Annotated in this window: 23 protein-coding genes; 2 read left to right on the forward strand and 21 right to left on the reverse strand. The window is 71.0% G+C overall.

Annotated elements, in window-relative coordinates; all coding sequences use genetic code 11:
* Nucleotides 1-9: 9 nt before the first annotated feature.
* Nucleotides 10-816 (reverse strand): indole-3-glycerol phosphate synthase TrpC, encoded by an 807-nt coding sequence (gene trpC, locus KV097_RS09610; protein WP_220344418.1) that lies wholly within the window; start codon nt 814-816, stop codon nt 10-12.
* A gap of 220 nt (nt 817-1,036) precedes the next feature.
* Between trpC and KV097_RS09615 the strand changes: the two genes are divergently transcribed.
* Nucleotides 1,037-1,441, forward strand: a complete 405-nt coding sequence (locus tag KV097_RS09615) for a DUF4190 domain-containing protein (RefSeq protein WP_220365755.1) — start codon at nt 1,037-1,039, stop codon at nt 1,439-1,441.
* A 62-nt stretch (nt 1,442-1,503) separates the two neighbouring features.
* On the opposite strand, the gene KV097_RS09620 is transcribed toward KV097_RS09615, so the two are convergent.
* From KV097_RS09620 to hisD, 14 genes are all read right to left on the reverse strand, one after another.
* The gene (locus tag KV097_RS09620) at nt 1,504-1,929 is read right to left on the reverse strand and encodes a DUF2752 domain-containing protein (RefSeq protein WP_220365756.1); all 426 of its coding nucleotides are present in this window, start codon (nt 1,927-1,929) and stop codon (nt 1,504-1,506) included.
* Between the two features lie 2 nt (nt 1,930-1,931).
* Nucleotides 1,932-2,633 (reverse strand): RDD family protein, encoded by a 702-nt coding sequence (locus KV097_RS19750; RefSeq protein WP_220365757.1) that lies wholly within the window; start codon nt 2,631-2,633, stop codon nt 1,932-1,934.
* Nucleotides 2,634-2,699: 66 nt separating this feature from the next.
* Nucleotides 2,700-2,888: an HGxxPAAW family protein gene (locus KV097_RS09630; protein WP_220344414.1), complete on the reverse strand. Its 189-nt coding sequence runs from the start codon at nt 2,886-2,888 to the stop codon at nt 2,700-2,702.
* Nucleotides 2,889-2,951: 63 nt separating this feature from the next.
* Complete coding sequence (locus KV097_RS09635) at nt 2,952-3,530, reverse strand: Trp biosynthesis-associated membrane protein (RefSeq protein ID WP_220344413.1); 579 nt, start codon at nt 3,528-3,530, stop codon at nt 2,952-2,954.
* A complete protein-coding gene (hisI, locus tag KV097_RS09640; protein WP_220344412.1) occupies nt 3,527-3,895 on the reverse strand; it encodes a phosphoribosyl-AMP cyclohydrolase in 369 nt (122 codons plus the stop codon). The genes KV097_RS09635 and hisI overlap by 4 nt, the downstream gene beginning before the upstream one ends.
* The gene (locus KV097_RS09645; protein ID WP_308289388.1) at nt 3,879-5,777 is read right to left on the reverse strand and encodes an ABC transporter ATP-binding protein; all 1,899 of its coding nucleotides are present in this window, start codon (nt 5,775-5,777) and stop codon (nt 3,879-3,881) included. Before KV097_RS09645 ends, hisI begins: the two co-directional genes overlap by 17 nt.
* Nucleotides 5,774-7,582 (reverse strand): ABC transporter ATP-binding protein, encoded by a 1,809-nt coding sequence (locus KV097_RS19755; RefSeq protein ID WP_220365758.1) that lies wholly within the window; start codon nt 7,580-7,582, stop codon nt 5,774-5,776. Before KV097_RS19755 ends, KV097_RS09645 begins: the two co-directional genes overlap by 4 nt.
* Nucleotides 7,579-8,340 (reverse strand): imidazole glycerol phosphate synthase subunit HisF, encoded by a 762-nt coding sequence (hisF, locus tag KV097_RS09655; protein ID WP_220365759.1) that lies wholly within the window; start codon nt 8,338-8,340, stop codon nt 7,579-7,581. The genes KV097_RS19755 and hisF overlap by 4 nt, the downstream gene beginning before the upstream one ends.
* Entirely contained in the window at nt 8,337-9,083 is a 747-nt protein-coding gene (gene priA / locus KV097_RS09660; RefSeq protein WP_220365760.1) for a bifunctional 1-(5-phosphoribosyl)-5-((5-phosphoribosylamino)methylideneamino)imidazole-4-carboxamide isomerase/phosphoribosylanthranilate isomerase PriA, read from the reverse strand. Before priA ends, hisF begins: the two co-directional genes overlap by 4 nt.
* A 64-nt stretch (nt 9,084-9,147) precedes the next feature.
* Complete coding sequence (locus KV097_RS09665) at nt 9,148-10,374, reverse strand: sulfite oxidase (protein WP_220365761.1); 1,227 nt, start codon at nt 10,372-10,374, stop codon at nt 9,148-9,150.
* A gap of 89 nt (nt 10,375-10,463) precedes the next feature.
* Nucleotides 10,464-11,099: an imidazole glycerol phosphate synthase subunit HisH gene (hisH, locus tag KV097_RS09670; protein ID WP_220344407.1), complete on the reverse strand. Its 636-nt coding sequence runs from the start codon at nt 11,097-11,099 to the stop codon at nt 10,464-10,466.
* Nucleotides 11,096-11,716 carry an imidazoleglycerol-phosphate dehydratase HisB gene (gene hisB / locus KV097_RS09675; protein WP_220344406.1) on the reverse strand — a complete coding sequence of 207 codons (621 nt, stop codon included), beginning with the start codon at nt 11,714-11,716 and terminating at the stop codon, nt 11,096-11,098. Before hisB ends, hisH begins: the two co-directional genes overlap by 4 nt.
* Nucleotides 11,713-12,816: a histidinol-phosphate transaminase gene (locus tag KV097_RS09680; RefSeq protein ID WP_308289389.1), complete on the reverse strand. Its 1,104-nt coding sequence runs from the start codon at nt 12,814-12,816 to the stop codon at nt 11,713-11,715. Before KV097_RS09680 ends, hisB begins: the two co-directional genes overlap by 4 nt.
* Nucleotides 12,813-14,141 carry a histidinol dehydrogenase gene (gene hisD / locus KV097_RS09685; protein WP_220344405.1) on the reverse strand — a complete coding sequence of 443 codons (1,329 nt, stop codon included), beginning with the start codon at nt 14,139-14,141 and terminating at the stop codon, nt 12,813-12,815. The genes KV097_RS09680 and hisD overlap by 4 nt, the downstream gene beginning before the upstream one ends.
* A gap of 66 nt (nt 14,142-14,207) precedes the next feature.
* Between hisD and KV097_RS09690 the strand changes: the two genes are divergently transcribed.
* Nucleotides 14,208-14,870 (forward strand): LON peptidase substrate-binding domain-containing protein, encoded by a 663-nt coding sequence (locus tag KV097_RS09690; protein WP_220347055.1) that lies wholly within the window; start codon nt 14,208-14,210, stop codon nt 14,868-14,870.
* Nucleotides 14,871-14,999: 129 nt separating this feature from the next.
* Here KV097_RS09690 and KV097_RS09695 read toward each other — a convergent pair whose 3' ends face one another.
* From KV097_RS09695 to KV097_RS19760, 6 genes are all read right to left on the reverse strand, one after another.
* Nucleotides 15,000-16,163 carry a Vms1/Ankzf1 family peptidyl-tRNA hydrolase gene (locus tag KV097_RS09695; RefSeq protein WP_220344403.1) on the reverse strand — a complete coding sequence of 388 codons (1,164 nt, stop codon included), beginning with the start codon at nt 16,161-16,163 and terminating at the stop codon, nt 15,000-15,002.
* Between the two features lie 151 nt (nt 16,164-16,314).
* On the reverse strand, nt 16,315-16,854 hold the full coding sequence (locus tag KV097_RS09700) for a hypothetical protein (protein ID WP_220365762.1): 540 nt from the start codon (nt 16,852-16,854) through the stop codon (nt 16,315-16,317).
* Nucleotides 16,855-16,931: 77 nt separating this feature from the next.
* A complete protein-coding gene (gene dnaE, locus KV097_RS09705) occupies nt 16,932-20,468 on the reverse strand; it encodes a DNA polymerase III subunit alpha (RefSeq protein ID WP_220365763.1) in 3,537 nt (1,178 codons plus the stop codon).
* Nucleotides 20,469-20,584: 116 nt separating this feature from the next.
* Complete coding sequence (locus tag KV097_RS09710) at nt 20,585-21,532, reverse strand: RluA family pseudouridine synthase (protein ID WP_220344400.1); 948 nt, start codon at nt 21,530-21,532, stop codon at nt 20,585-20,587.
* Complete coding sequence (gene lspA, locus KV097_RS09715) at nt 21,529-22,113, reverse strand: signal peptidase II (RefSeq protein ID WP_220344399.1); 585 nt, start codon at nt 22,111-22,113, stop codon at nt 21,529-21,531. The genes KV097_RS09710 and lspA overlap by 4 nt, the downstream gene beginning before the upstream one ends.
* Entirely contained in the window at nt 22,086-22,973 is an 888-nt protein-coding gene (locus KV097_RS19760; protein WP_220365764.1) for a TraR/DksA C4-type zinc finger protein, read from the reverse strand. Before KV097_RS19760 ends, lspA begins: the two co-directional genes overlap by 28 nt.
* Nucleotides 22,974-23,337 lie beyond the last annotated feature (364 nt).

The following is a 23,337-nucleotide window of genomic DNA, read 5'->3' on the forward strand; positions in this document are numbered from 1 at the left end:
CGAGTCCGGTCACCATCGGTGCTGCAGCGCCGGGTGGGATCCGGCCGCCACCAGGTCGGCCACCGTCGAGCGCGGGTTGCCGCCGGTGACCAGGGTCTCGCCGACCAGGACGACCTGGGCCCCCGCGCGGGCGTACTCGATGACGTCCTTGGTGTCACGGACACCGGACTCGGCGATCTTGACGACGGAGTCGGGGATCCGTGGCGCGAGGCGTGAGAACGTCGTGCGGTCGACCTCGAGCGTCTTGAGGTTGCGGGCGTTGACACCCACGAGGGTCGCGCCCGCGTCGATCGCCCGCTCGACCTCGTCCTCGTCGTGGACCTCCACCAGCGGGGTGAGGCCGATGGACCTGGCCCGCTCGATCAGCGACTCGAGCGCCGACTGGTCGAGGGCGGCGACGATCAGGAGCGCCATGTCGGCCCCGGCTGCCCGCGCCTCCCACAGCTGGTAGGAGGTGGTGATGAAGTCCTTGCGGAGCACCGGGCAGTCGACCTGGGCCCGCACCGCGCGGAGATCGTCGAGGCTCCCCGAGAAGCGACGCTGCTCGGTCAGGACCGAGATCGCTGCGGCACCTCCCGCGGCGTAGTCCACCGCGAGCGCCGCCGGGTCCTTGATGTCGGCCAACGATCCCTTGGACGGGCTGGCACGCTTGACCTCGGCGATCACGGAGACACCGTCGGCGCGGAAGGCCGGCATCGGATCGAGGGCCGGGTCCTGGCGTCCGGCGCGCTCCTTCAGGTCGGCGAGGGGGATGGTAGCCATCCGCTCCTCGAGGTCCTCGAGAACTCCCGCAAGGATGTCGTCAAGAACAGACATCGCGGCCCTGCCTTCCCACCCGTGGACGCCGGCGCACGCTCCCCGACGTGACCGACCTGCCTCACAGCGTATCCAGCCCGGCTTCCATCAGGACACCGCCCCCTCGCCGCGACGCGCGACGGCTCGCCCTCCGGACACCAGGCGTACCGGGAGCCACGGTGCGCACCCGCCGAGGCGTACGGCAGAATGCGGGACTCCCAGCGCCTGATGAAGGAGCACCATGAGCTATCCCCCGCCCGGTGGGCCGACACCACCCGACAACGACCCGCCCCGATACGACCCGTCTCAGGGCGGCTACGGCGATCAGCCCCCCGGCGGGTATGGCAACCAGCCCCCCGGCGGCTACGGCTACACGCCTCAGGGCGATGGGCCGTACGGCGAGCCGCCCAAGAACTCGCCCAAGGCGATCTGGGCGCTGGTCACGGGCATCCTGGGCCTCTGCTGCGGCCCGCTCGGCATCGTCGGCATCATCCTCGGCCGTAGCGCCAAGGCGGAGATCGACGCCTCGAACGGCCGTCTCACCGGAGGCGGCCTTGCCCAGGCAGGCCTCATCATCGGCATCATCGCCGTCGTCCTCTGGGTCCTCACCGTGCTCGTGCGATTCGTCTTCTCGGCCGGCAACTAGCCGGTCGACGCGAAGCGCCCCTCACCGCACCTGCGGTGAGGGGCGCTTCGTCGCTCCGGGCACTAGGGAGCCAGCGACGAGCCCCACGGGGTGTTGCGGACCACGGTGAAGACGAAGCCGACCACGATCAGCACCACGCCGACACGCGACGTGATCGCGATCATCGGCGCTCGGGCGTCGCGGAGCCGACGAGGGATCCACAGGGCGAACGCGACGGCGAGGGTCGTGACGAGCAGGACCGCCAGGACGTTGCTCGAGAGAGCGGCACCCACATCCAGGTCGGTGAGGGCGTGAACGGCACGCAGCCCACCGCAACCGGGGCAGGCCCAGCCCGTCACGGCCTGGAACGGGCAGAAGCCGTAGCTCCCGGACGTGTTCGGGTCACGGAAGTGCAGCAGTGCCGCGGCGGCGATCCCGCCCGCCCCGACCAGGGCCGGCGTGCGCAGGGCACGCCACCTGGAGACGCGGGGCGGGACCTCCACCGGCATGGTCACGCCTTCACGACCACCGACGACACGATCATGTCGTGCCAGGTCTGCTTCTTCTTGTCCCACAGGGGCCAGAGGAGGTCGAGGAAGCACAGGCTGGACAGCACGCTGTAGAGCAGCCAGCGCAGCACACCCGTGCCGGCGCCCTGTGGCTGACCGGTCTTCAGGTCGACGACCTTGATGCCGAGAATCTGCTTGCCGATGCTCTGGCCGCCCTTGCCCTGGCGGGTGCCCTGGTTCCAGATCTGGAACGCGAGGCCGACGAGGAAACCGAGGATCAGGATGATCACGCCGGCGGTCATGAGGCCGCTGTTGCTGACCTCGCTGGTCGTCGTGCCGAAGGAGTCGGTCTCGGTCTCCGTCGCCGCACCCATCATGACGGCGCCGATGACCACCGGGATGATCATGATGAGCCACGCGATGATCCCGTCGATGAGGAGCGCACCGACCCGTGACCACCAGCCCGCGTACGGCGCCGGAGGCTGGTAGTCCTGGACCTGCCCATAGCCGCTCCCCCCGTACTGGCCGTACTGCGGCGGCTGCTGACCGTAGCCCTGCGGCGGCGGACCGTAGCCCTGCGGCGGCGGACCGTAGCCCTGCGGCGGCTGGCCGTAGCCCGGGGGCGGGGGCTGCTGGCCGTACGGCGGGGGCTGCTGGCCGTACGGCGCGGGCTGCTGCGGCGGGTACGGCGGTTGGTCGGACACGGGATCTCCCTCGGGGTCACCACCGCTCGAGCGGTGGGATGTGCGTACGGCCGAAGTCTGGCGGAATCAGTGCTCCTTCGCGCCGAGACCCGCCGCAGACATCACCTTGCCGACGAGGGCCGAGCCGAGGACGAGCGCGACGCCGATCCAGAACAGCACCCAGGCGGGGCCCATCAGCAGCGCCACACCGCCGACGGTGAAACCGATCAGGCAGATGACGACCGCAGTCCAAGCGGCCGGGGAGGAACCATGCATCGTGCAAACCTCTCTACGACGGGTCGTGCTCGCAGGCGAGCGTCAGGGGGGATGCCGCTCAGCCTAGACGGTCGGGTCCTCGCCCCGGTCGAGTGCCTTCCACGGGTCCTCGTCGGTCTGGGCCCGCTGCTGCCCCACGGAGTCGTAGCGGCGCCCCATCGACGGCCAGCCCCGGCCCCAGCGCACGACCGCGAGCCCGGCCAGCGCGGGGAGGACGAGCGCGACGAGGCACGCCCATCGCCAGGCCGTGCCGGTCGCCCGGTCGGCGAGCCGATCCTGCAGCGCGGCGTCACCTGCCATCGCGGGCGAGTCGGCGAGCGACGTGACCAGCGCGTCGTGGACGGCATCACCGCCGGTCGCCACGACCACGATCGCGCCGACGGACGCGAGCGCCACCAGGAGACCCACGCCGGTCCGGACCCGACCGGCGCTCGCGAGCACGGCGACGCTGCCGGCGAGCGCGACGAGGGCGAGCCCGCCGACGACCGGGAGTGCGTCGTTCCCGCTCACCGAGACCGCGTCGCGGGCGAGACCCTGGGTCTCCACCGTGACCTTCGACCAAGGCTGCGACGCGGCGAAGAAGGCCGCCGCCGCTCCCACCACGCCGAGCAGGACGGTCAGGCCGTAACCGCGGCGGTTCACCGCTCCGACCCCAGCAGCACGTCGTCGTCGAAGCAGGTCCGTGCCCCGGTGTGGCAGGCGGGACCGGTCTGCGCCACCGTGACGAGAAGGGTGTCGCCGTCACAGTCCAGCCGGACCTCGCGCACCTCCTGGACGTGGCCCGAGGTGGCGCCCTTGACCCAGTACTCCCGCCGACTGCGGCTCCAGAACGTCGAACGCCCCGAGGTCAGCGTGCGACGCAGCGCCTCGTCGTCCATCCACCCGACCATGAGGACCTCGCGCGTGTCCGCCTCCTGGACGACGGCGGGGACGAGACCGTCGGCGTCCCGCTTGAGGCGAGCGGCGATCGCAGGGTCGAGGCGTGCGGAGTCAGTCACGCCAGCCATTGTCCCAGGCAGCACCAGCGGCGTCGTCGAGGCCGTCGGGCGAGGGCGACGCCTCGATGCCCAGGTGGGCCTGGGCCACCCAGGAGGCGTGCAGGCGGGCGTACGTCCCGTGACCGGCGGCGAGCCGGGCGTGCGGTCCGTCCTCCACGAGGCGTCCCGCATCGAAGACGAGCACCCGGTCGGCCGCCTCGGCGGTCGAGAGACGGTGAGCGATCACCACCGACGTCCGGCCGGCCAGCAGGTGCTCCAGCGCCCGTGACGCCCGCATCTCGGTCTGCGGGTCGACCGCGCTCGTCGCCTCGTCGAGAACCAGCAGATCAGGATCGGCGAGGTAGGCGCGGACGAGCGAGACGAGCTGCCGCTCACCCGCCGACATCGACTCGCCACGCTGCCCGACCTGGGTGTCGAGCCCGTCAGGAAGGGACATGAACCAGTCGTCGATCTGCAACGCGGCGAAGGCCTCGCGCATGCGCTCGGGAGACGCGTCGAGATCCCCGTAGCGGAGGTTCTCGGCGAGCGACGCGTCGAAGAGAAAGCCCTCCTGCGGCACCATCACCACCCGCTTGCGCAGGGTCGCGAAACCGATGTCTCGCAGGTCGACGCCGTCGAGCGTCACCCGGCCGTCCGACGGGTCGGTCAGGCGCGTGAGGAGCTTCGCGAACGTGCTCTTGCCGGAGCCGGTCTCGCCGACGACGGCCACCCTCTGCTCGGCGGGGATGGTGACGTCGAGGTCGTGGAGCACGTCCGGACCACCCGGGTAGGCGAAGCGCACGCCTTCGAACCCGACCTCGAGGGCACCGCCGGGCAGGACCGACCGCCCCTCGCCCGGGTCACGGATGTCAGCGGGCGTGTCGAGGATCTCGATCACCCGGCGCCAGGACGAGATCGCGTTCTGGGCCTCGGTCAGCACCTGGGTCGCGGTCTGGACGGGACCGACGAACAGCGACACGAGGAACGCGAAGGCGATCACGCCGCCCAGGGTCAGGTCTCCAGCCACGCCGAGCAGCACGCCGACGACGATGACGGCCGCGTTGGCGAGGCCTCCCGCGATCCCCGCCGAGGCGAAGGTGCCGGCGACCAGCCGCTGTGCCCGCACGTTGGCCCGCAGGTTGGTGTCGATGGCCTCGTCGATGCGGCGCTGGGTGCGGCGCTCCACGGCGTACGCGCGGACGACGGATGCGCCGACCACCGGCTCGGCGATCACGCCCAGCATCGTGCCGACCGTGGCACGCGCATGGTCGTACGCCCGCGACATCCGACCCTGGAGCAGCACCAACGTGAGGACCAGCGGGACGAAGCAGGCCCAGACGACGAGCGTGAGCTCCCAGCTGTAGAACGCCATGATCACGGTCGCGACGGCGACCTGGCCGACGCTGGTGACGATCATGATCCCGTTGAACTGGAGGAACAGCGACACCTGGTCGATGTCGGACGTGACACGCGAGACCAGCGCGCCCCGGCGCTCGTGGTTCTGGGTGAGGATCGACAGGTCGTGCACGTGGCGGAACGCCTTGATCCGCAGCTCTGAGAGCCCTCGCTCGCTGGCGGAGAAGAGCCGGACCTTCATCGCCCACGCGCACACGGCGGTGAGAAGGACGACGAGGGCGGCCACGGCGCTCCATCGCAGCACCACACCCTCGTCGGGCCCGCCCTCGGTGGCAAGGCCGCGGTCGATCGCGACCTGGACGACGATCGGGACCACGGCGCCGCCGACCGTGCTCAGCGCGGCGAGGAGCAGGGTGAGGGGAAGCCCTTTGGAGAGGGCGGGCGACAGCGCGAACCCTCGGCGGATGACGTCGAGCCCGCGGACCCGGGGCGCTCCGCCACCGCCGACACCGGTCATGGGCGGTGCGGTCGGCGTGGCCGTCGTCTGCGTGCTCACGGCGCCTCCCGGGTCTGGTCGTAGGCCTGGACGATGTCGGCGTACTCCGGCGAGCGCGCGACCAGCTCGGCGTGGGTGCCGCGGTCGACGACCTTCCCTCCACGCAGGAAGAGCACCTCGTCGGCGAGGGAGATGGTGGCCTTGCGGTAGGCGACGATGAACACCGTCGGTCCGGCGCCGGAGGCGGTGGAGCGGGCGAGCGCGGACAGGATCCGCTGCTCGACGTCGGGGTCGAGGGCACTGGTGGCATCGTCGAGGACGAGCAGCCTGGGGTCGCGGACGAGGGCGCGGGCGAGCGCGAGCCGCTGGCGCTGACCACCGGAAAGCGTGGTGCCGCGCTCCCCCAGCTGCGTGTCGAGGCCGTCCGGGAGGGCGTCGACGAACCCGCTCGCCTGGGTCAGCTCCAGCACCTCACGCAGGCGTGCGTCATCGACGTCCGCGCCGAGGGTGATGTTGTCGCGAACGGTGTCGTCGAAGACGAACGTGTGCTGCGGCACCAGCGCGACCGCCTCGGCGAGCGCGTCGTGGGTCAGTGACGCGATGTCGGTGCCGTCCAGCCGGATCGTGCCCTCCTCCGGGTCGACCAGACGGTCGAGGAGGGACGCGAGGGTGCTCTTGCCCGATCCGGTCAGCCCGACGACCGCGGTGACCGTGCCGGGCTCGAGCGTGAAGCTGAGGTCCTGGAGCACCGGGCGGCCCGGGTCGTACCCGTAGGCCACCGCGTCGACGTCGACGCGGAGCGCACCGTCGCCGGGCAGCCCTTCACGGCCGTACGGCATGTCGCCCGTCGCGCGGAGGACAGCCTGGATACGGTCCCATCCGACGACGGTGCGTGGGAGCTCGCCGAGCACCCACCCGAACGCGCGGACCGGGAAGCCCACGACCGTGAAGAGGTAGGCGACCTGCACCACGGCGCCCGCCTCGATGTCACCGGCGATCACCCGCTCGACGCCGATCACCACGACGAGCAGGACCGCGAGGTTGGGGAGCATCTCGATCAGGGGGTCGAAGACCGAGCGGATCCGGCCCGAGGCCACGTTGGCGTCGCGGAGCTCTCTCGTGACGGCGGCGAAGCGCGCGGTCTCCTCGTCCTCGCGGCCGAGCGTCTTGACGACCAGGGCTCCGTCGAACGACTCGTGCGCGACGGCGCTGACCCGGCCGCGCAGCTCCTGGGCGCGGGTCACCCGCGGTGACAGCAGGCGCTGGTAGCCGACGTTGATGGTGAACAGCAGGGGGAAGACCACGAGACCGACGACGGTGAGCACGATGTCGGCGGTGAGCATCGCCGCCACGGCGGTGACGAGCATCGCCGCGACGCCGACCGCCATCGGCAGCGGCATCATCACCGCCCAGGTGGCCTCGACGTCGGCGTTGGCGTTGGACAGCAGCTGGCCGGTCGGGTGGCGGGCGTGCCACGACATCGGCAGCGCGAGATAGCGGCGGGTGACCTTGCGGCGGTACGAGGCCATGAGCCGGTAGTAGACGATGCCGCCGACCAGACGGCGCACGATCACGCCCCAGGCCCGGAGCAGGGCGACCGAGATGAAGAGCAGGCTCGCGACGACGGCAGCGCCGGTGGCGAGCTCGCCGTCACGGAACGACGGGACCACCACGTGGTCGGTCGCCCACCCGAGCACCCAGGCGTCGGCCACCGTCATCGCGCCGTAGACGAGAGATCCGACGACCGCGAGCGCGAAGCGACGGCGCTCCTCGGCCACGCCTCGCCCGATGATGCCGAAGCCGCGCCGGGTGACGCTGCGGGTCGGCCGGCTCGCCGTACGGGGGGAGACCTGCGCGGAGCTCACCGGACGACGTGCCCGGCGTTGCGAAGCGCACTCTTGACGTCGCCGACCGTCAGGGTGCCGAAGTGGAAAACGCTGGCGGCGAGAAGAGCGTCCGCCCCGGCGTCGACCGCCTCGCAGAAGTGCTCCGGCGTGCCGGCGCCCCCGCTCGCGATCAGCGGCACCCCGGTGACGGTGCGGGCGGCCCGGATCATCTCCAGGTCGAACCCGTCGCGGGTGCCGTCGGCGTCCATCGAGTTGAGGAGCACCTCGCCGATGCCGAGCTCGGTCGCGGCGCGCACCCAGGCGATGGCATCGCGTCCGGCGGACTGCCGCCCGCCGTGGGTGGTGACCTCGAAGCCGGACGGCTGGTCGGCGGCACGGCGCGCATCGACGCTCAGCACGAGCACCTGGTTGCCGAAACGATGGGCGATCTCGGCGATCAGCTCCGGTCGCTGGAGAGCCGCAGTGTTGACCCCGACCTTGTCGGCGCCGGCTCGCAGGAGCCGGTCGACGTCGTCGACGGTGCGTACGCCGCCGCCGACCGTCAGCGGGATGAAAACCTGCTCGGCCGTCTGCGACACGACGTCGAACGTCGTCGCGCGGGCGTCGGAGGACGCGGTGATGTCGAGGAAGGTGAGCTCGTCGGCGCCCTCGACGTCGTAGACGCGGGCCATCTCCACCGGGTCGCCGGCATCACGGAGGTCGACGAAGTTGACCCCCTTGACGACGCGGCCGGCGTCGACGTCGAGGCAGGGAATGACACGGATCGCCAGCGTCACCGAGCGCTGCCCGGGTCTGCTTCGGAGACGGCCTGGAGCGCCTCGGGGAGGGTGAAGTTGCCGGCGTACAGCGCCGTCCCGACGATCGCGCCCTCGACGCCGATGCCGGCCAGTCCGGCGAGGGCGCGCAGGTCGTCGAGCGTGGTGATGCCGCCCGAGGCGACCACCGGACGGTCGGTGACCGCGCAGACGTCGCGCAGAAGCTGGAGGTTGGGACCCTGGAGCATCCCGTCCTTGTTGACGTCCGTCACGACGTAGCGGGCGCAGCCCTCCGCGTCGAGCCTCGCGAGCACCTCGTAGAGGTCGCCGCCCTCACGGGTCCATCCGCGGGCTGCGAGCGTGCGGCCGCGGACGTCGAGACCCACGGCCACCCGGTCGCCGTACGTCGCGATCGCCTTGGCGCACCAGTCGGGGTCCTCGAGCGCGGCGGTGCCGATGTTGACCCGGCGGCAGCCGGTGGCCATCGCGCGCTCGAGGGAGGCGTCGTCGCGGATACCGCCCGACATCTCGACCTTCATCTCCACGGAGTCGACGATCCGCGCGAGCAGATCGGCGTTGGAGCCACGGCCGAAGGCGGCATCGAGGTCGACGAGGTGCAGCCACTGCGAGCCGCCCTCCTGCCAGCGCAGAGCCGCCTCGAGGGCGTCGCCGAACGCCTTCTCGGAGCCGGCCACCCCCTGGACGAGCTGGACGGCCCGCCCTTCGATGACGTCGACGGCGGGGAGGAGCTCGAGCGTGGTCACGTCCTTGATCGTACTGACCCGGTCGGACAGGGACGCCCGAGGCCAGCACTCGGGACCACCGGTGTCAGGCGACGGCCACCCGGTTCTGGACGACGGCCGAGAAGAAGTATCCGCCGTCGTTGAACGGCACCTGGTCCGGCTGGGTGCGCCCGGTGACGTCGGTCGCGCGGGCCAGCAGCACGTGTTCCCCCGAGGACCGGGGCCGCCACGGGTGCGACCACTGCGTCCAGCCACTGCCGCGGGCGCGGTCGGTACGCGCGCGCTGCCACGTCTCGCCACCGTCGGTGCTCACCTCGACGCGGCGGATCGCTCCCGCACCCGACCACGACCGCCCGGTCAGCACCGTGCGGCGACCGCTCGCCAGCCCGGTCGGCGGCTCGAACGCCGACTTCACCGGGAGGACGGTCAGGGGCGGCGAGTCCGCGGGGTAGTCCGGCCCGGTCATCCGGTACCACTTCGTGTTCCAGGGCGAGGTCAGGGTCGTACGCGACACCTCGAGCTCGCCGAGCCACTTGATGCTGGCGATGCCGACCCAGCCCGGCAGGAGCAGGCGTACGGGGAAGCCGTGGTCGGGCAGCAGCGGCCGCCCGTCCATCGCGTAGACGAGCAGGGCGTCCTCGAGGGCCTTGGCGACGGGGAACGGGCGGCGCACACGCCCGTAGTCGACTCCCCCGCTGACGAACGGCTCGTCGAGCCCGGTGGCCTGGATGTCGACCGCGTCGCGACGGATCCCCAGCCGCCGCAGGACGAGTGACAGCGGCACCCCGGTCCAGCGCACGGTCCCCACCGCTCCGAGGCCCCACGCCGTCCCGCTCACCGGCGTCCCCTGCTGGGTCGCGAACAGGGTCCGACCGTTTCCGGTGCACTCCAGGACGGTGGTGACGGTCCGCGCCGGGAGACGACGGAGGTCGCGGTAGGTCAGCACGTGCGCTCGCTCCGGCGTGCGGGGATCCGCGAGGCCGTCGCCGTGGATCCTCAGCTCCCAGGTGCGGGCGTCGATGATCGGTGTGCGCGTGTGGTTGCGGACGAAGAGCCGCTCGGGTGCCGTGAGGTAGCGGCGCGGGTCCACCGAGTCCCACCGCATCTCCGCGTTGGTCCCGAGCGGCACGAACCACTCCGGGGGCAGCGGCTTGAGGATCGGTCCTTCGGTCAGAGGGAGGAGAGACCCTGGGGCGGGTGCCGCTGCGGCCGCCGATCCTCCGACCGCGCGCGCAGCGACGAGGGCGGCGGCCGCGCCGGCACCGAGCCGGAGGACGTCGCGACGGGCGTAGGACGACGAGGCAGGCGGCATGCCCGTGACGCTAGAGGGCGTCGATCCTCGCGGGCAGGGTTTCGCGCGCTCCGATCACAACGCTCGCGCAGGTCGTCTCGCGCACGCGCTCAGGAGAGCGACCGTACCCAGTTGCGCAGCAGCGCCGCGCCCGCGTCGCCGGACTTCTCCGGGTGGAACTGGGTGGCCGAGAGCGGCCCGTTCTCCGCGGCGGCCACGAACCGGTCTCCCCCGTACGACGCCCAGGTGACCCGCGCCGGCATCGCCGCATGGGTGTCGGTCAGCTCCCAGCGGCGTACGCCGTAGGAGTGGACGAAGTAGAACCGCTCGTCGGCGATCCCGTCGAACAGGACCGAGTCGGCGGGTGCCTCGACGGTGTTCCACCCCATGTGCGGCACGATGTCGGCGTCGATCCGCTCCACGGTGCCAGGCCACTCGCCGCACCCCTCGGTGCGCACCCCGTGCTCGATCCCGGTCTCGAAGAGGATCTGCATCCCCACGCAGATCCCGAGCACCGGACGTCCTCCGGCGAGCCGTCGACCGATCAGCTGGTCGCCGCGGACCGCCCGCAGACCCTGCATGCAGGCGGCGTACGCCCCGACCCCGGGCACGACGAGGCCGTCCGAGCCGAGGGCGGTGGCGAAGTCGGAGGTCAAGGTCACGTTCGCGCCGGCCCGCTCGAGCGCGCGCACCGCCGACCGCAGGTTGCCCGACCCGTAGTCGAGCACGACGACGTCCGGGCTCACAGGGCACCCTTCGTGCTCGGCACCCCGGTCTCGCGCGGATCGCGCTCGACGGCCTGGCGCAGGGCCCGGGCGACGGCCTTGAACTGGGCCTCCGCGATGTGGTGCGGGTCGCGACCGGCCACGAGCCGGACATGCATCGTCAACCCCGCGTGGTGGGCGAGCGACTCGAGGACGTGCTGCGTGAGGGAGCCGCTGTACTGACCGCCGATGACGACCGTCACCTGCGACTCGGGCTCACCGCTGTGCACGAAGTAGGGGCGTCCCGACACGTCGACGACAGCCTGGGCGAGCGCCTCGTCCAGGGGCACGAGCGCGTCGCCGTACCGTCGGATGCCGGCCTTGTCGCCCAGCGCGGCCTTGATCGCCTCGCCGATGCAGATCGCGGTGTCCTCGACCGTGTGGTGGGCGTCGATGTGGAGATCACCCTCCGACCGCACCGTGAGGTCGATCAGCGAGTGGCGCGAGAGCGCGGTGAGCATGTGGTCGTAGAAGCCGACGCCCGTGGAGATGTCGTGCGTCCCGGTACCGTCCAGGTCGACCTCCACCACGACGTGGGACTCGGAGGTCTTGCGCTCCACCCGGGCGCGGCGGGGTCCGGTGGTCTCGATCGTGGTCATGCGTTCTCCTGACGGATCGACGGGGTCTCGAGGGTGGTGACCAGGGCCTCGCGGAAGGCCGTCATCTCCTCGGGCGTGCCGACGCTGACCCGCAGCCACCCCTCGGGACCGGTCTCGCGGATGAGGACGCCCTGGTCGAGCAGGCCCTGCCACACGGCGTGCCGGTCGCCGAACGTGCCGAACAGCACGAAGTTGGCGTCGGAGTCGACGACCTCGAGGCCCTGCTCGCGCAACCAGCGTGCCGTCTCGTCCCGCGTCTCCCGAAGCTCGGCCACCCGGGCCAGCATCTCGTCGGCGTGACGCAGCACGGCGAGCGCCACGGTCTGGGTGACGGCCGACAGGTGGTACGGGAGGCGGACGATGCGGAGCGCGTCGACGATCGCGGGGTCGGCCGCCAGGTAGCCGACCCGGCCCCCGGCGAAGGCGAACGCCTTGCTCATCGTGCGTGTGACGACCAGCCGGGGGTGCTCGCCGAGCAGCGTTAGCGCGGTCGGGGTCTCAGGCCGGCGGAACTCCGCGTACGCCTCGTCGACGACGACCAGGCCGGGCGCCGCGTCGCAGACCGCGCGCACCGCCTCGAGGGTCAACGACTCCCCTGTCGGGTTGTTGGGCGACGCGAGCAGGACGACGTCCGGCTGCTCCGCGGTGACCAGGGCGAGCGCGGCCTCGACGTCGAAGGTGAAGTCGTCGGCGCGGCGACCGGTGAGCCAGCGCGTGTGGGTGTTGCGGGCGTACTCGGGATACATCGAGTACGTCGGGGTGAACGACGCGGCAGTCCGCCCCGGGCCGCCGAAGGCCTGCAGGATCTGCTGCATGACCTCGTTGGAGCCGTTGGCCGCCCACACCGCGTCGGCGGTGAGACCGTGCCCGAGGTACGACGCCAACGCCGTCCGCAGCGCCCACGCCTCACGGTCGGGGTAGCGGTTGAGGTCCGTGGCGACCACGCGCAGCGACTCGGCGACGTCGTCGGCCGTGGCCTTGGACGGGCCGTACGGGTTCTCGTTGACGTTCAGCTGCACGGGGACGTCGAGCTGCGGCGCGCCGTACGGCTCGAAGCCTCGGAGATCGGCCCGGATGGGCACCCACTCCGGGACGCTCACGAGCCGCTCCTCCCCTCAGGTGCGTCGAGACGCGCCGACACGGCCGCGCCGTGGGACGGGAGGTCCTCTGCCTCGGCGAGGACCACGACCTCGGGGCCGACCTCACGCAGCGCCGGCTCGTCGTAGGTGACGACCTGCATGGTCTTGCAGAACGAGCGCACCGACAGCCCCGAGGAGCGGCACGCGCAGCCTGCGGTGGGGAGCACGTGGTTGGAGCCGGCCGCGTAGTCGCCGAGCGAGACCGGCGACCAGCTCCCGACGAACACCGCGCCGGCGTTCTCGACCTGCGAGGCGACACCGGCGGCGTCGGCGGTCTGGATCTCCAGGTGCTCGGCGGCGTAGGCGTTGACGACCTCGAGGCCCTGCTGCACGTCGCGGACGAGAACGGTCGCCGACTGCGTGGAGGTCAGCGCGGTCTCGATGCGCTGGGCGTGCTTGGCCGCGGGCACCTGGCGGGCCAGCTCCTCGTCGACGGCGTCGGCCAGAGCGGGGCTCGGGGTCACCAGCACGGCCGCCGCGAGGGGGTCGTGCTCGGCCTGGCTGATCAGGTCCGCGGCGACGAAGGCCGGTGTCGCCGTGTCGTCGGCCAGGATCGCGATCTCCGTCGGCCCGGCCTCGGAGTCGATCCCCGTCACGCTCTGCACCAGGCGCTTGGCCGCCACCACGTAGATGTTGCCCGGTCCGGTGACCAGGTCGACCGGCTCGCACGGGCCGGCGCCATAGGCGAACATCGCGATCGCCTGGGCGCCGCCGACGGCGTACACCTCGTCGACACCCAGCAGCGCGCACGCTGCCAGGACCGTCGGGTGCGGAGCGCCGCCGTACTCGCGCTGCGGCGGCGTCGCCAGGGCCAGCGACCGGACGCCCGCGACCTGGGCCGGGACGGCGTTCATGATGACGCTCGAGACCAGCGGGGCGAGCCCGCCCGGGACGTACAGGCCGACGCGTCCGACCGGCACGATGCGCCGCTCGACACGGGCTCCGGGGCCGAGGTCGGTGACGACGTCGCGATCGAGCTCGGCCTCGCAGGTCGCGCGGAGCCGGCGGATCGACTCCTCGAGCGCGGCGCGGACGTCGGGCGCCAACGACGCGAGCGCAGCGTCGGCCTCCTCGGCCGGCACCGCGAGGGACGCGCGTTGCACCTGGTCGAACCGCTCGGTCGCGTCCAGCACCGCCGCCTCACCGCGGTGTCGCACGTCGTCGACGACCGGACGGACGACCTCGACGGCCGCCTCGACGTCGAACGGCGCGCGAGGAAGCAGCGCGCGGTACTGCGCGGGAGTCGTGCCCGCGGGGGTCTCCCGCAGGTCGGTGCGACGGATCATGCCTCAAGTCTACGGAGAGTGACGCGTCGGCCCTGCCCGTGTCCGCCGCGCGGCTAGGCTGACGGCGTGGCACGCGCGATCCCGCTGTTCCCCCTCGGAAGCGTCGTCCTCCCGGGACAGACGGTGTCCCTGCACGTCTTCGAGGACCGCTACCGCGAGCTCGTCACCTATCTGCTCGACCTCCCCGAGCCCGAGCGCCGGTTCGGCATCGTGTCGATCCGCGAGGGCTACGAGGTCGGCGAGAGCGGGGTGCAGTCCATCCACCGGGTGGGTGTGGAGGTGGCACTGACCGACGTGACCGGCTACGACGACGGCCGGTACGACGTGACCGTGGACGCGATCGGCCGGATCCGGCTCGACGCGGGTGTCACGGGCGAGAGCTTCATGTGGGGCCACGTCGAGGACCTGGAGGAGCCCGTGGGCGAGGGAGCGGTCGTGGCCGCCGACAAGGCGCACGCCGTGTTCGACGTCTACCGCACCGAGCTCAACCGCTTCCGGCTGGACGCGAGCGTCGACGACCTGCCGGGCGACCCGGTCGACCTCTCCTACCTCCTGGCCTCGAGTGCGGTGCTGACGCTCCCCGACCGCCAGGAGCTGCTCGAGGCGGACGACGCGGCCGAGAGGCTGCGCCGCTACCACCACCTGATGATCACCGAGATCGGTGCCATGAGGGCGGTGCCGAGCCTCCCCGCCGTGGACGTGGCCCGTACCGCCTGGTCGCCCAACTAACGCGGCCAGGTGGCGGCTCGTCCCGTCCGCCCGTCCGCCCGTCCGTCGGCCCCGTCCGCGACGTGAAGGGTTCGGGTCGCTTTTCAGACGCAGAAACGACCGGAGCTCGACACGTCGCGGACGACGGCCTCAGGCGGGCTCGACCAGGCCCGAGGGCTTCGCGGGATCCCAGCGCAGCACCGCACCGACCCCGTCGGTGAGGAGGTCGTCCTCGCCGTAGACGATCGTGATGCCGGCGTCCTGCTGCGCCGCGGCCGTGCCGAGCGCGATGTCGCCGCGTCGCGCTCGGGCATCTCCGGACGAGAGCTGACGGATCTCGTCGCGGTGCATGGACAGCTCGAGCGGCTTGTCACCCACCCAGACCATGACATCGGCAAGCGTGCTGACCGGTCCTGCGACCTCGTCGGTGATGAGAAGCTCCTCCACCTGCGCCTTACGCAGGGCGTCGATGACCCGGTCGATGCCCGTCACGGCCATGGCGTTGCGGCCGAGCTCCTGACGGAAGCGGTCGACCGAGGCTGCCCGGCGCCGGACCCGGAACGCCTCGAGCACCTCGTCCACCTTCGCCTCGAACGCACCGTTGATCCCGTTGTGACGAGCGCCGCCCGGCACGTGCTCGGTGAGGTCCTTGGCGGCCGCGCCGAGCGCACCGTGAACCAGCGCGACGGCCCGGACGTCTCCGGTGATGACGAGGAGGTCAGGACGACGCTCGCTCACGATCCGGTCGAGATCCGCGGCGACGGTCTCGGCGTTGCGCTCCCACGAGTCCTCGACGCGGCTCTCGATCCGCTTGTGCGAGAGTCCTCCCCCGCGGATCTTGTTGAGCACGTCGTGGTCACCGTCCACGCTCTCGCGGACCGGTGAACCGCCGACGGCGCCGGAGGTGGAGTCGTACAGGGTGACGTCGGCGCCGGTCCGGTCGATCGCCGCCAGGAGATATCTGACGGTGTCGTCGGCCTCCCGCGCGAGGGCGAACACATCCGGCCCCGTGGAGAGGACGGCCTCGTCCTTGCGGGGCGGGAAGAGGAGCAGGCGGTCCATGAGGATGCCTTCGTCCGAGGCGACGATGAGACGCCCGTGCGGACCTGTGGCCCTGGTCGGCTGCAGCACCTGCTCTTCCAGCACCGCTGACATCTCCGGCGTGATCCCTTGCCCGTCGAGCGAGCGGCGAAGCTCGGACCATCGCGCCGCGACGGTCCGGTCCCCGCTCTCGGTGTCGCGACTTGCGTCCATGACCACGGTCGCCAGCATCTCGTCGGACGGAAGCTGCTCAGTCAGCCACTGGAAGTGCATGCGTGCCCCTCTCTGCGGTGGGATCCCGGTCCTGCCTGCAGGGTCACGCGCTGAGCGCCCCTGGGCAGGTCATCGGCTTGCCTCCACCCTGCCCCAGCCCGACGTTGCGGACAACCGTGATGCACCGGCGGCTCGGGGCCCCGGCTGGCCGTCAGACGCCGACGGGAGGCAGCGGCGCGTCGCCGCGGTGCGTGCCGGCGGCCGGCTCCCGCGGGAGGGTCAACCACGCGACGAGGAGCAGCCCGAGGAGCGCGGCGACCGGCCAGACGAAGAGCATCCCGTACGCGTCGAGGGCGACCTGCCCGGAGACCGTGGCACCCGCCGGCCGCGAGCCGACAGTCGGCTCAGGGGGCCCGGCCAGCACGCCTGTCCCCCATGCCACCAGCGCACCGACGACGGCGCCCAGAGCAGTCCGGACGATCACGGCGTTGCCGCCGGCGCGTCCCCAGAGCCAGGTGGCGACAGAACCCCACAGCGCCGCGATCACCGCGCCGATCCAGGCATAGGTGACTTCGACGCCGAACTGCGCGGTCGACGCCGCCTCGTCTGCGCTCAGCCCGGACTGGTCGCCGATCCGGACGACGGTGTACTGGATGGGGTCGCTGAGCAGGGCCCAGAGGACCCCGGCGACGGCACCGGCAACGACGAAGCCGACCACCGTCGCGAAGCCACCCTTGCGTGTCCTGCGCACACGTTCCTCCTGTGCCCTGCGCCCGCGACGGGCGCGGTGTCCATCCTCCCCCACGGGGTACGGACGCGTCGGCGCGGTCACGAGACGAGGCAGCCGGGACCGAGCAGTGCCTTGAGGTCGGCGATCAACGACGACGACGGGGACACGCGAAGGCGCGGGTCCAGGCGCATGAGCTTGGTGCTCTTGGTCCCCACCAGACGCAGGTGGACCTCGGTGGCGCCGGGGTGGCTCGCGAGGACGTCGCGGAGCTGGTCGAGAGTTGGCGGGGTGCAGCGCGCGGTCGGGATCGAGAGGACGACGGGACCATCGTCACCCACGCTCAGATCCGCAGCCGTGAGCTCGGTCGCCGCGATCTCGGGCGTGTCCTCCTTGCGCTTGAGGCGTCCCTTGACCACCACCACCGCGTCCTCGACGAGAAGGTGCCCCGACAAGGTGTAGACCGACGGGAAGAGCATCACGTTGACCGCACCCTCGAGGTCCTCGACGGTCACGATGGCCCAGGGATCGCCCTTCTTGGTCAGCTTGCGCTGGATCGAGGTCACCAGGCCGGCCACCGCGATCTGCGCCCCGTCGGGTCGCTCCTCGTCGGCGATCACATCGCCGATCGTGCAGTCGCTGGCCGCACGGAGGACGTGCTCCAGACCGAACAGCGGATGGTCGGAGACGTACAGGCCGAGCATCTCGCGCTCGTGGGCGAGCAGCGTCGTCTTGTCCCACTCGTCGAGGTCGGGGACGACGACGGCCGAACCGGCGAACCCGGCATCGGCGTCGTCGAGGCCGGCGAAGAGCGAGTCCTGCCCGATCGCCTCGTTGCGCTTGATGTCGACGTACTGGTCGACGGCATCCTCGTGGACGGTCACCAGGGCGCGGCGGTGGTGCTTGAGCGAGTCGAAGGATCCGGACTTGATCAGCGACTCGATCACGCGCTTGTTGCAGACGACCGGCGGGACCTTCTCCATGAAGTCGGCGAAGTCGGTGAACGGGGACTTCTCCGTCCGCGCCTCGACGATGGCGTCCACGACGTTGTGCCCCACGTTGCGCACGGCTGACAGACCGAACCGGATGTCGCGGTCGACGGCCGTGAAGTTGGCCTCGGAGTCGTTGACGTCGGGCGGAAGCACCTTGATGCCCATCCGGCGGCACTCGTTGAGGTAGATCGCCGACTTGTCCTTGTCTCCGCGCACGCTGGTGAGGAGGGCGGCCATGTATTCGGCCGGGTAGTGCGCCTTGAGGTAGGCGGTCCAGAACGACACGACTCCGTACGCCGCCGAGTGCGCCTTGTTGAAGGCGTAGTCGGAGAACGGCAGCAGGATGTCCCACAGCGTCTTGACCGCCGCCGCCGAGAAGCCGCGCGCGTTCATGCCGGCGGAGAAGTTCTCGAACTGCTTGTCCAGCTCGGACTTCTTCTTCTTGCCCATCGCGCGGCGGAGCAGGTCGGCCTGTCCGAGCGAGTAGCCCGCCAGCTGCTGCGCGATGGCCATGACCTGCTCTTGGTACACGATCAGGCCGTACGTCTCGCCCAGGATGTCCTCGAGGGCGTCAGCGAGCTCGGGGTGGATCGGCTCGACCTTCTCGCGCCCGTTCTTGCGGCGGGCGTACTTGTTGTGCGAGTCGGCGCCCATCGGGCCGGGACGATAGAGCGCACCGACGGCGGAGATGTCCTCGAAGCTGTCGGGGCGCATGCTCCGCAGCAGGGCTCGCATGGGGCCGCCGTCGAGCTGGAAGACGCCGAGGGTGTCGCCGCGCGACAGCAGCGCGAAGGTCTCCTCGTCGCTCAGCTCGAGGTCCTCGAGGACGACCTCCTCGCCACGGTTGGCGCGGATGTTGTCGAGGGCGTCGTCGAGGACCGTGAGGTTGCGCAACCCCAGGAAGTCCATCTTGATCAGTCCGAGCGCCTCGCACGTCGGGTAGTCGAACTGGGTGATGATCGCGCCGTCCTGCTCGCGCTTCATCACCGGGATGATGTCGAGCAACGGCTCGCTCGACATGATGACGCCGGCGGCGTGGACGCCCCACTGACGCTTGAGGCCCTCGAGGCCGACCGCCGTGTCGACCACGCGCTTGGCGTCGGGGTCGGTGTCATAGAGCGACCGGAACTCGCCGCCCTCGTTGTAGCGGGCGTGCCCGGCGTTGAAGATCTCCTTGAGCGGGACGTCCTTGCCCATGATCACCGGCGGCATCGCCTTGGTGATCCGCTCTCCCATGGAGAACGGGTAGCCCAGCACGCGCGACGCGTCCTTGACGGCCTGCTTGGACTTGATCGTGCCGTAGGTGACGATCTGCGAGACACGGTCGTCGCCGTACTTGTCGGTGACGTAGCGGATGACCTCGCCGCGCCGACGCTCGTCGAAGTCGACGTCGAAGTCGGGCATCGAGACACGGTCGGGGTTGAGGAACCGCTCGAAGATCAGGCCGTGGACGATCGGGTCCAGATCGGTGATGCGCATCGCGTACGCGACCATCGATCCGGCGCCGGAGCCTCGGCCGGGCCCCACTCGGATGCCGTTCTCCTTGGCCCAGTTGATGAAGTCGGCAACGACGAGGAAGTATCCGGCGAAGCCCATCTTGAGGATGACATCGACCTCGAAGTCGGCGCGGGCCCGCACCTCCTCCGTGATGCCCTGGGGGTAGCGCTCAGCCAGCCCGCGGTCGACCTCCTTGAGGAGCCACGTCTCCTCCGATTCGCCCTCGGGGACCGGGAACCGCGGCATGAAAGTGCCGTTGCCCTCGGTGAACTCGACCTCGCACCGCTGCGCGATCAGCAGTGTCGTGTCGCACGCCTCGGCCAGACCGGCGTCCTGCTCCCAGATCTGCCGCATCTCCTGCGGCGACTTGATGTAGTAGCCGTTGCCGTCGAACTTGAACCGCGTCGGGTCGGCCAGCGTCTTGCCGGACTGCACGCACAGCAGCGCCTCGTGCGCCGTGCTGTCCTCCGGGTTGGTGTAGTGCGAGTCGTTGGTGGCGACGAGGCGGAGGTCGAGGTCCTTGGCGAGGCGCAGGAGGTCGTCCCGGACCCGCGTCTCGATCGAGAGGCCGTGGTCCATGAGCTCGACGAAGAAGTTGTCACGGCCGAAGATGTCCATGAACTCAGCGGCGGACTGGCGAGCCCTCGCGTAGTCGCCGATGCGGAGCCACGTCTGCACCTCGCCGGACGGGCACCCGGTCGTCGCGATGAGCCCCTCGGCGTACTCGGCGAGAAGCTCGCGGTCGGCACGGGGCTTGTAGAAGAAGCCCTCGAGCGAGGACCGCGACGACAGCCGGAACAGGTTGTGCATCCCGGTGGTGCTCTCGGCGAGCAGCGTCATGTGCGTGAACGCACCGCCGCCCGAGACGTCGTCACCGCCGCCCTTGTTCCACTGGACGCGCTTGCGCTCCGAGCGGTGGGTGTCGGGGGTGAGGTAGGCCTCCATGCCGATGATCGGCTTGACCCCGGCCGCCTTCGCCTTGGCGTAGAAGTCGTACGCCCCGAACACGTTGCCGTGGTCGGTCATCGCGATGGCGTCCATCCCGAGCTCGGCCGTCCGCGCGAACATCTCGGTCAGCCGGGCCGCCCCGTCGAGCATGGAGTACTCGGTGTGGACGTGCAGGTGCACGAACGAGTCGGCGCTCGACATCGGGGTGGGGCCTCCTGGAAGAACGGGCCGGCGAGGGGGTCGATGACAGCCTACGACCACCGACCGACACCCGGGACGAGGCTCGCGGGGTGGTCTCGATCGGTGGTCGGCAGGTGTCAGTCGGCGTTGCGGATGACCTCGAGCGCACGCTCCAGGTCGTCGGGGTACGGCGAGGTGAACGTCACCCAGTCACGGGTCCGAGGATGCTCGAAGCCGAGCCTGTGGGCGTGCAGCCACTGGCGCTCGAGCCCCACCCGCTTGGTCAGCGTGGGGTCCGAGCCATAGAGCGGGTCACCGACGCACGGGTGCTTCAGCGCGGCCATGTGGACTCGGATCTGGTGCGTACGACCGGTCTCGAGCTTGATCTCGAGGAGGCTCGCGAAGCGGTGCGCCTCGAGCGTCTCGTAGTGCGTCACGCTGGCCCGTCCGTCGGCCATCACGGCGAACTTCCAGTCGTGCTTCGGGTGACGGGCGATCGGGGCGTCGACCGTGCCCTCGAGCGGGTCCGGGTGCCCCTGCACCATCGCGTGGTAGGTCTTGTCGACCTCGCGCTCGCGGAAGGCGCGCTTGAGGACGGTGTAGGCGTGCTCCGACTTCGCGACGACCATCAGCCCGCTGGTCCCGACGTCGAGCCGCTGGACGATGCCCTGTCGCTCCGGGGCGCCCGAGGTGCTGATCCGGAAGCCGGCGCCGGCCAGGTGACCCACGACGGTCGGCCCGGTCCACCCGACGCTGGGGTGGGCGGCGACCCCCGCCGGCTTGTCGACGACGACGATCTCGTCGTCGTCGTGGACGATGCGGAGGTCGTCGACGATCTCGGGGACAACCTCGGCGACGTCGCGCTGCCGCGGGATCTCGACCTCCAGGAACGCCCCGGCCTCGACGCGGTCCGACTTGGACGCCGGCTTGTGGTCCACCGTGACCAGGCCGTCGGCGACGAGCTCGGCGACACGGCTGCGCGAGAGGCCCAGGAGGCGGGCCAGCGCGGCGTCGAGCCGCTCGCCCGCGAGCCCGTCCGGGACGAAGTAGGCACGCTGCTCCGCGGCTGCGGCGGGGCCGGTCATGGCGCTTCCGGCTCGGAGCCGGCCTTCTTGGCTGCCCGGGTGCCGTCGAGACCGACACCGCGGACGGTCTGCAGGACGATGATGACCGCCGCGATGTTGATCATCACGTCGGCGATGTTGAAGACCGGCCAGTTGGGTGGCCAGTCGGGGAACTGCAGAAAGTCGACGACGTGGCCCTCGAGCGGCGAGGGCTCTCGGAAGATCCGGTCGGTCAGGTTGCCCAGGGCGCCTGCCAGGAGGAGACCCAGTCCGACGGCCCACAAGGGGTCGCGCAGCTGTCGGGCCATCCGGATCACGACCACGCACACCGTGATGGCGATGAGCGTGAGCACGATCGTGAACCCGGTCGCCATCCCGAAGGCGGCGCCCGGGTTGCGCAGGAAGGTGAGGTGGAGCACGTGCGGCACGAGGACGACGGGGTCGGCGTCCTCGAGGCGTGCGACGGCGATGATCTTGGTGATGAGGTCGGTGAGGTAGCCGACCAGCGCGACCACCGCGAACAGCACGATCCGTCGGGACCGTGCTGGGGGGTGGTCGGCGTCGTGATCGGGGGTCAGCGACGTTCCTCGCGTTGCTTGCATGTCATGCACAGTGTGGCACGGGGGAACGCCATCAGCCGCATCTTCCCGATCGGCTGACCGCAGATCTCGCAGTTGCCGTAGGTGCCGGCCTCGATCCGGGCGAGGGCCTTCTCCACCTGGAGGAGAAGCTCGCGGTGGTTCGCGGCGAGCGACATCTCCGCGTCGCGCTCGAGGGACGTGGAGCCCACGTCGGCCTGGTCGTTGCCCGCCCCGTCTACTCCCCCGCTGAGGAGGTCGGCGAGTCCACGCTCGGCCACCTGGATCTCGTCCAGGAGTCGGGTCCGGTCGGCCTCCAGCGCGGCTCGGACCTCCGAAATCTCGTCGGCGGACCAGGGAGCCTCGTCGGCCTTGACAGCCAAGGAGCCGGTCGTCGTCGGGTTCGTCACAGTTCTCGGTGCTCCTGTCGTACGGGGTCGCTTCGCGGCGCCCTTGGCTGGTGTCTTCTTCGCGGTCGCCTTCTTGACCGGCGCCGCCTTCTTCGCGGTCGCCTTCTTGACCGGCGCCGCCTTCTTCGCGGTCGCCTTCTTGACCGGCGCCGCCTTCTTCGCGGTCGCCTTCTTGACCGGCGCCGCCTTCTTCGCGGTCGCCTTCTTGACCGGCGCCGCCTTCGTGGCGGTCGTCTTCTTAGCCGCCGGCGACTTCTTGGCGGTCGCCTTCTTAGCCGGCGCCGCCTTCTTGGCCGCCGGCGCCTTCTTCAGGGTCGCCTTCTTGGCCGGCGCCGCCTTCGTGGCGGTCGTCGTCGTGGCCGGCGCCTTCTTCGAGGGCGTCGCCTTGCTCGCCACCTTGCGTGCGGCACCCTTCACGGCTGCCACGCCGCGCGACGCGGCACTGCGCTTGCTGGTCTTGGTCGTGCTCGCCATCTCTGGCCCCCTCGATGTGCACGAAATGCCACACATCGAGGCCATCCGCTCGGGATCGCCTCGATGTGACGTGGTGCCCGAACAATAGGCGGGCGTTCGGCCGTTCACAAGCCGATTTGCCTGTGTCGCCCGCTCTGCCCGACTCCTGGCGCGCTGCACTAGACTGGTGTCCGCCGCAGGCATCGACGAGGACGCGCGGCGTACGTCTCCTGAGCACGAGCGATCCGGGGTTGGTGCGAGCCCGGAGCTTAGCCGTACGCCGTATCACCTCGGAGCCGCCGGAAGAACGGCGCACACCGTGCGCTCACTAGACCCGCGCAGCGGCAGACCAGAGAGGGTGGGCGGATCGTCGTCCACCAAGGAG

It is taken from the genome of Mumia sp. zg.B17, from assembly GCF_019550915.1.
Classification (GTDB): Bacteria; Actinomycetota; Actinomycetes; order Propionibacteriales; family Nocardioidaceae; genus Mumia.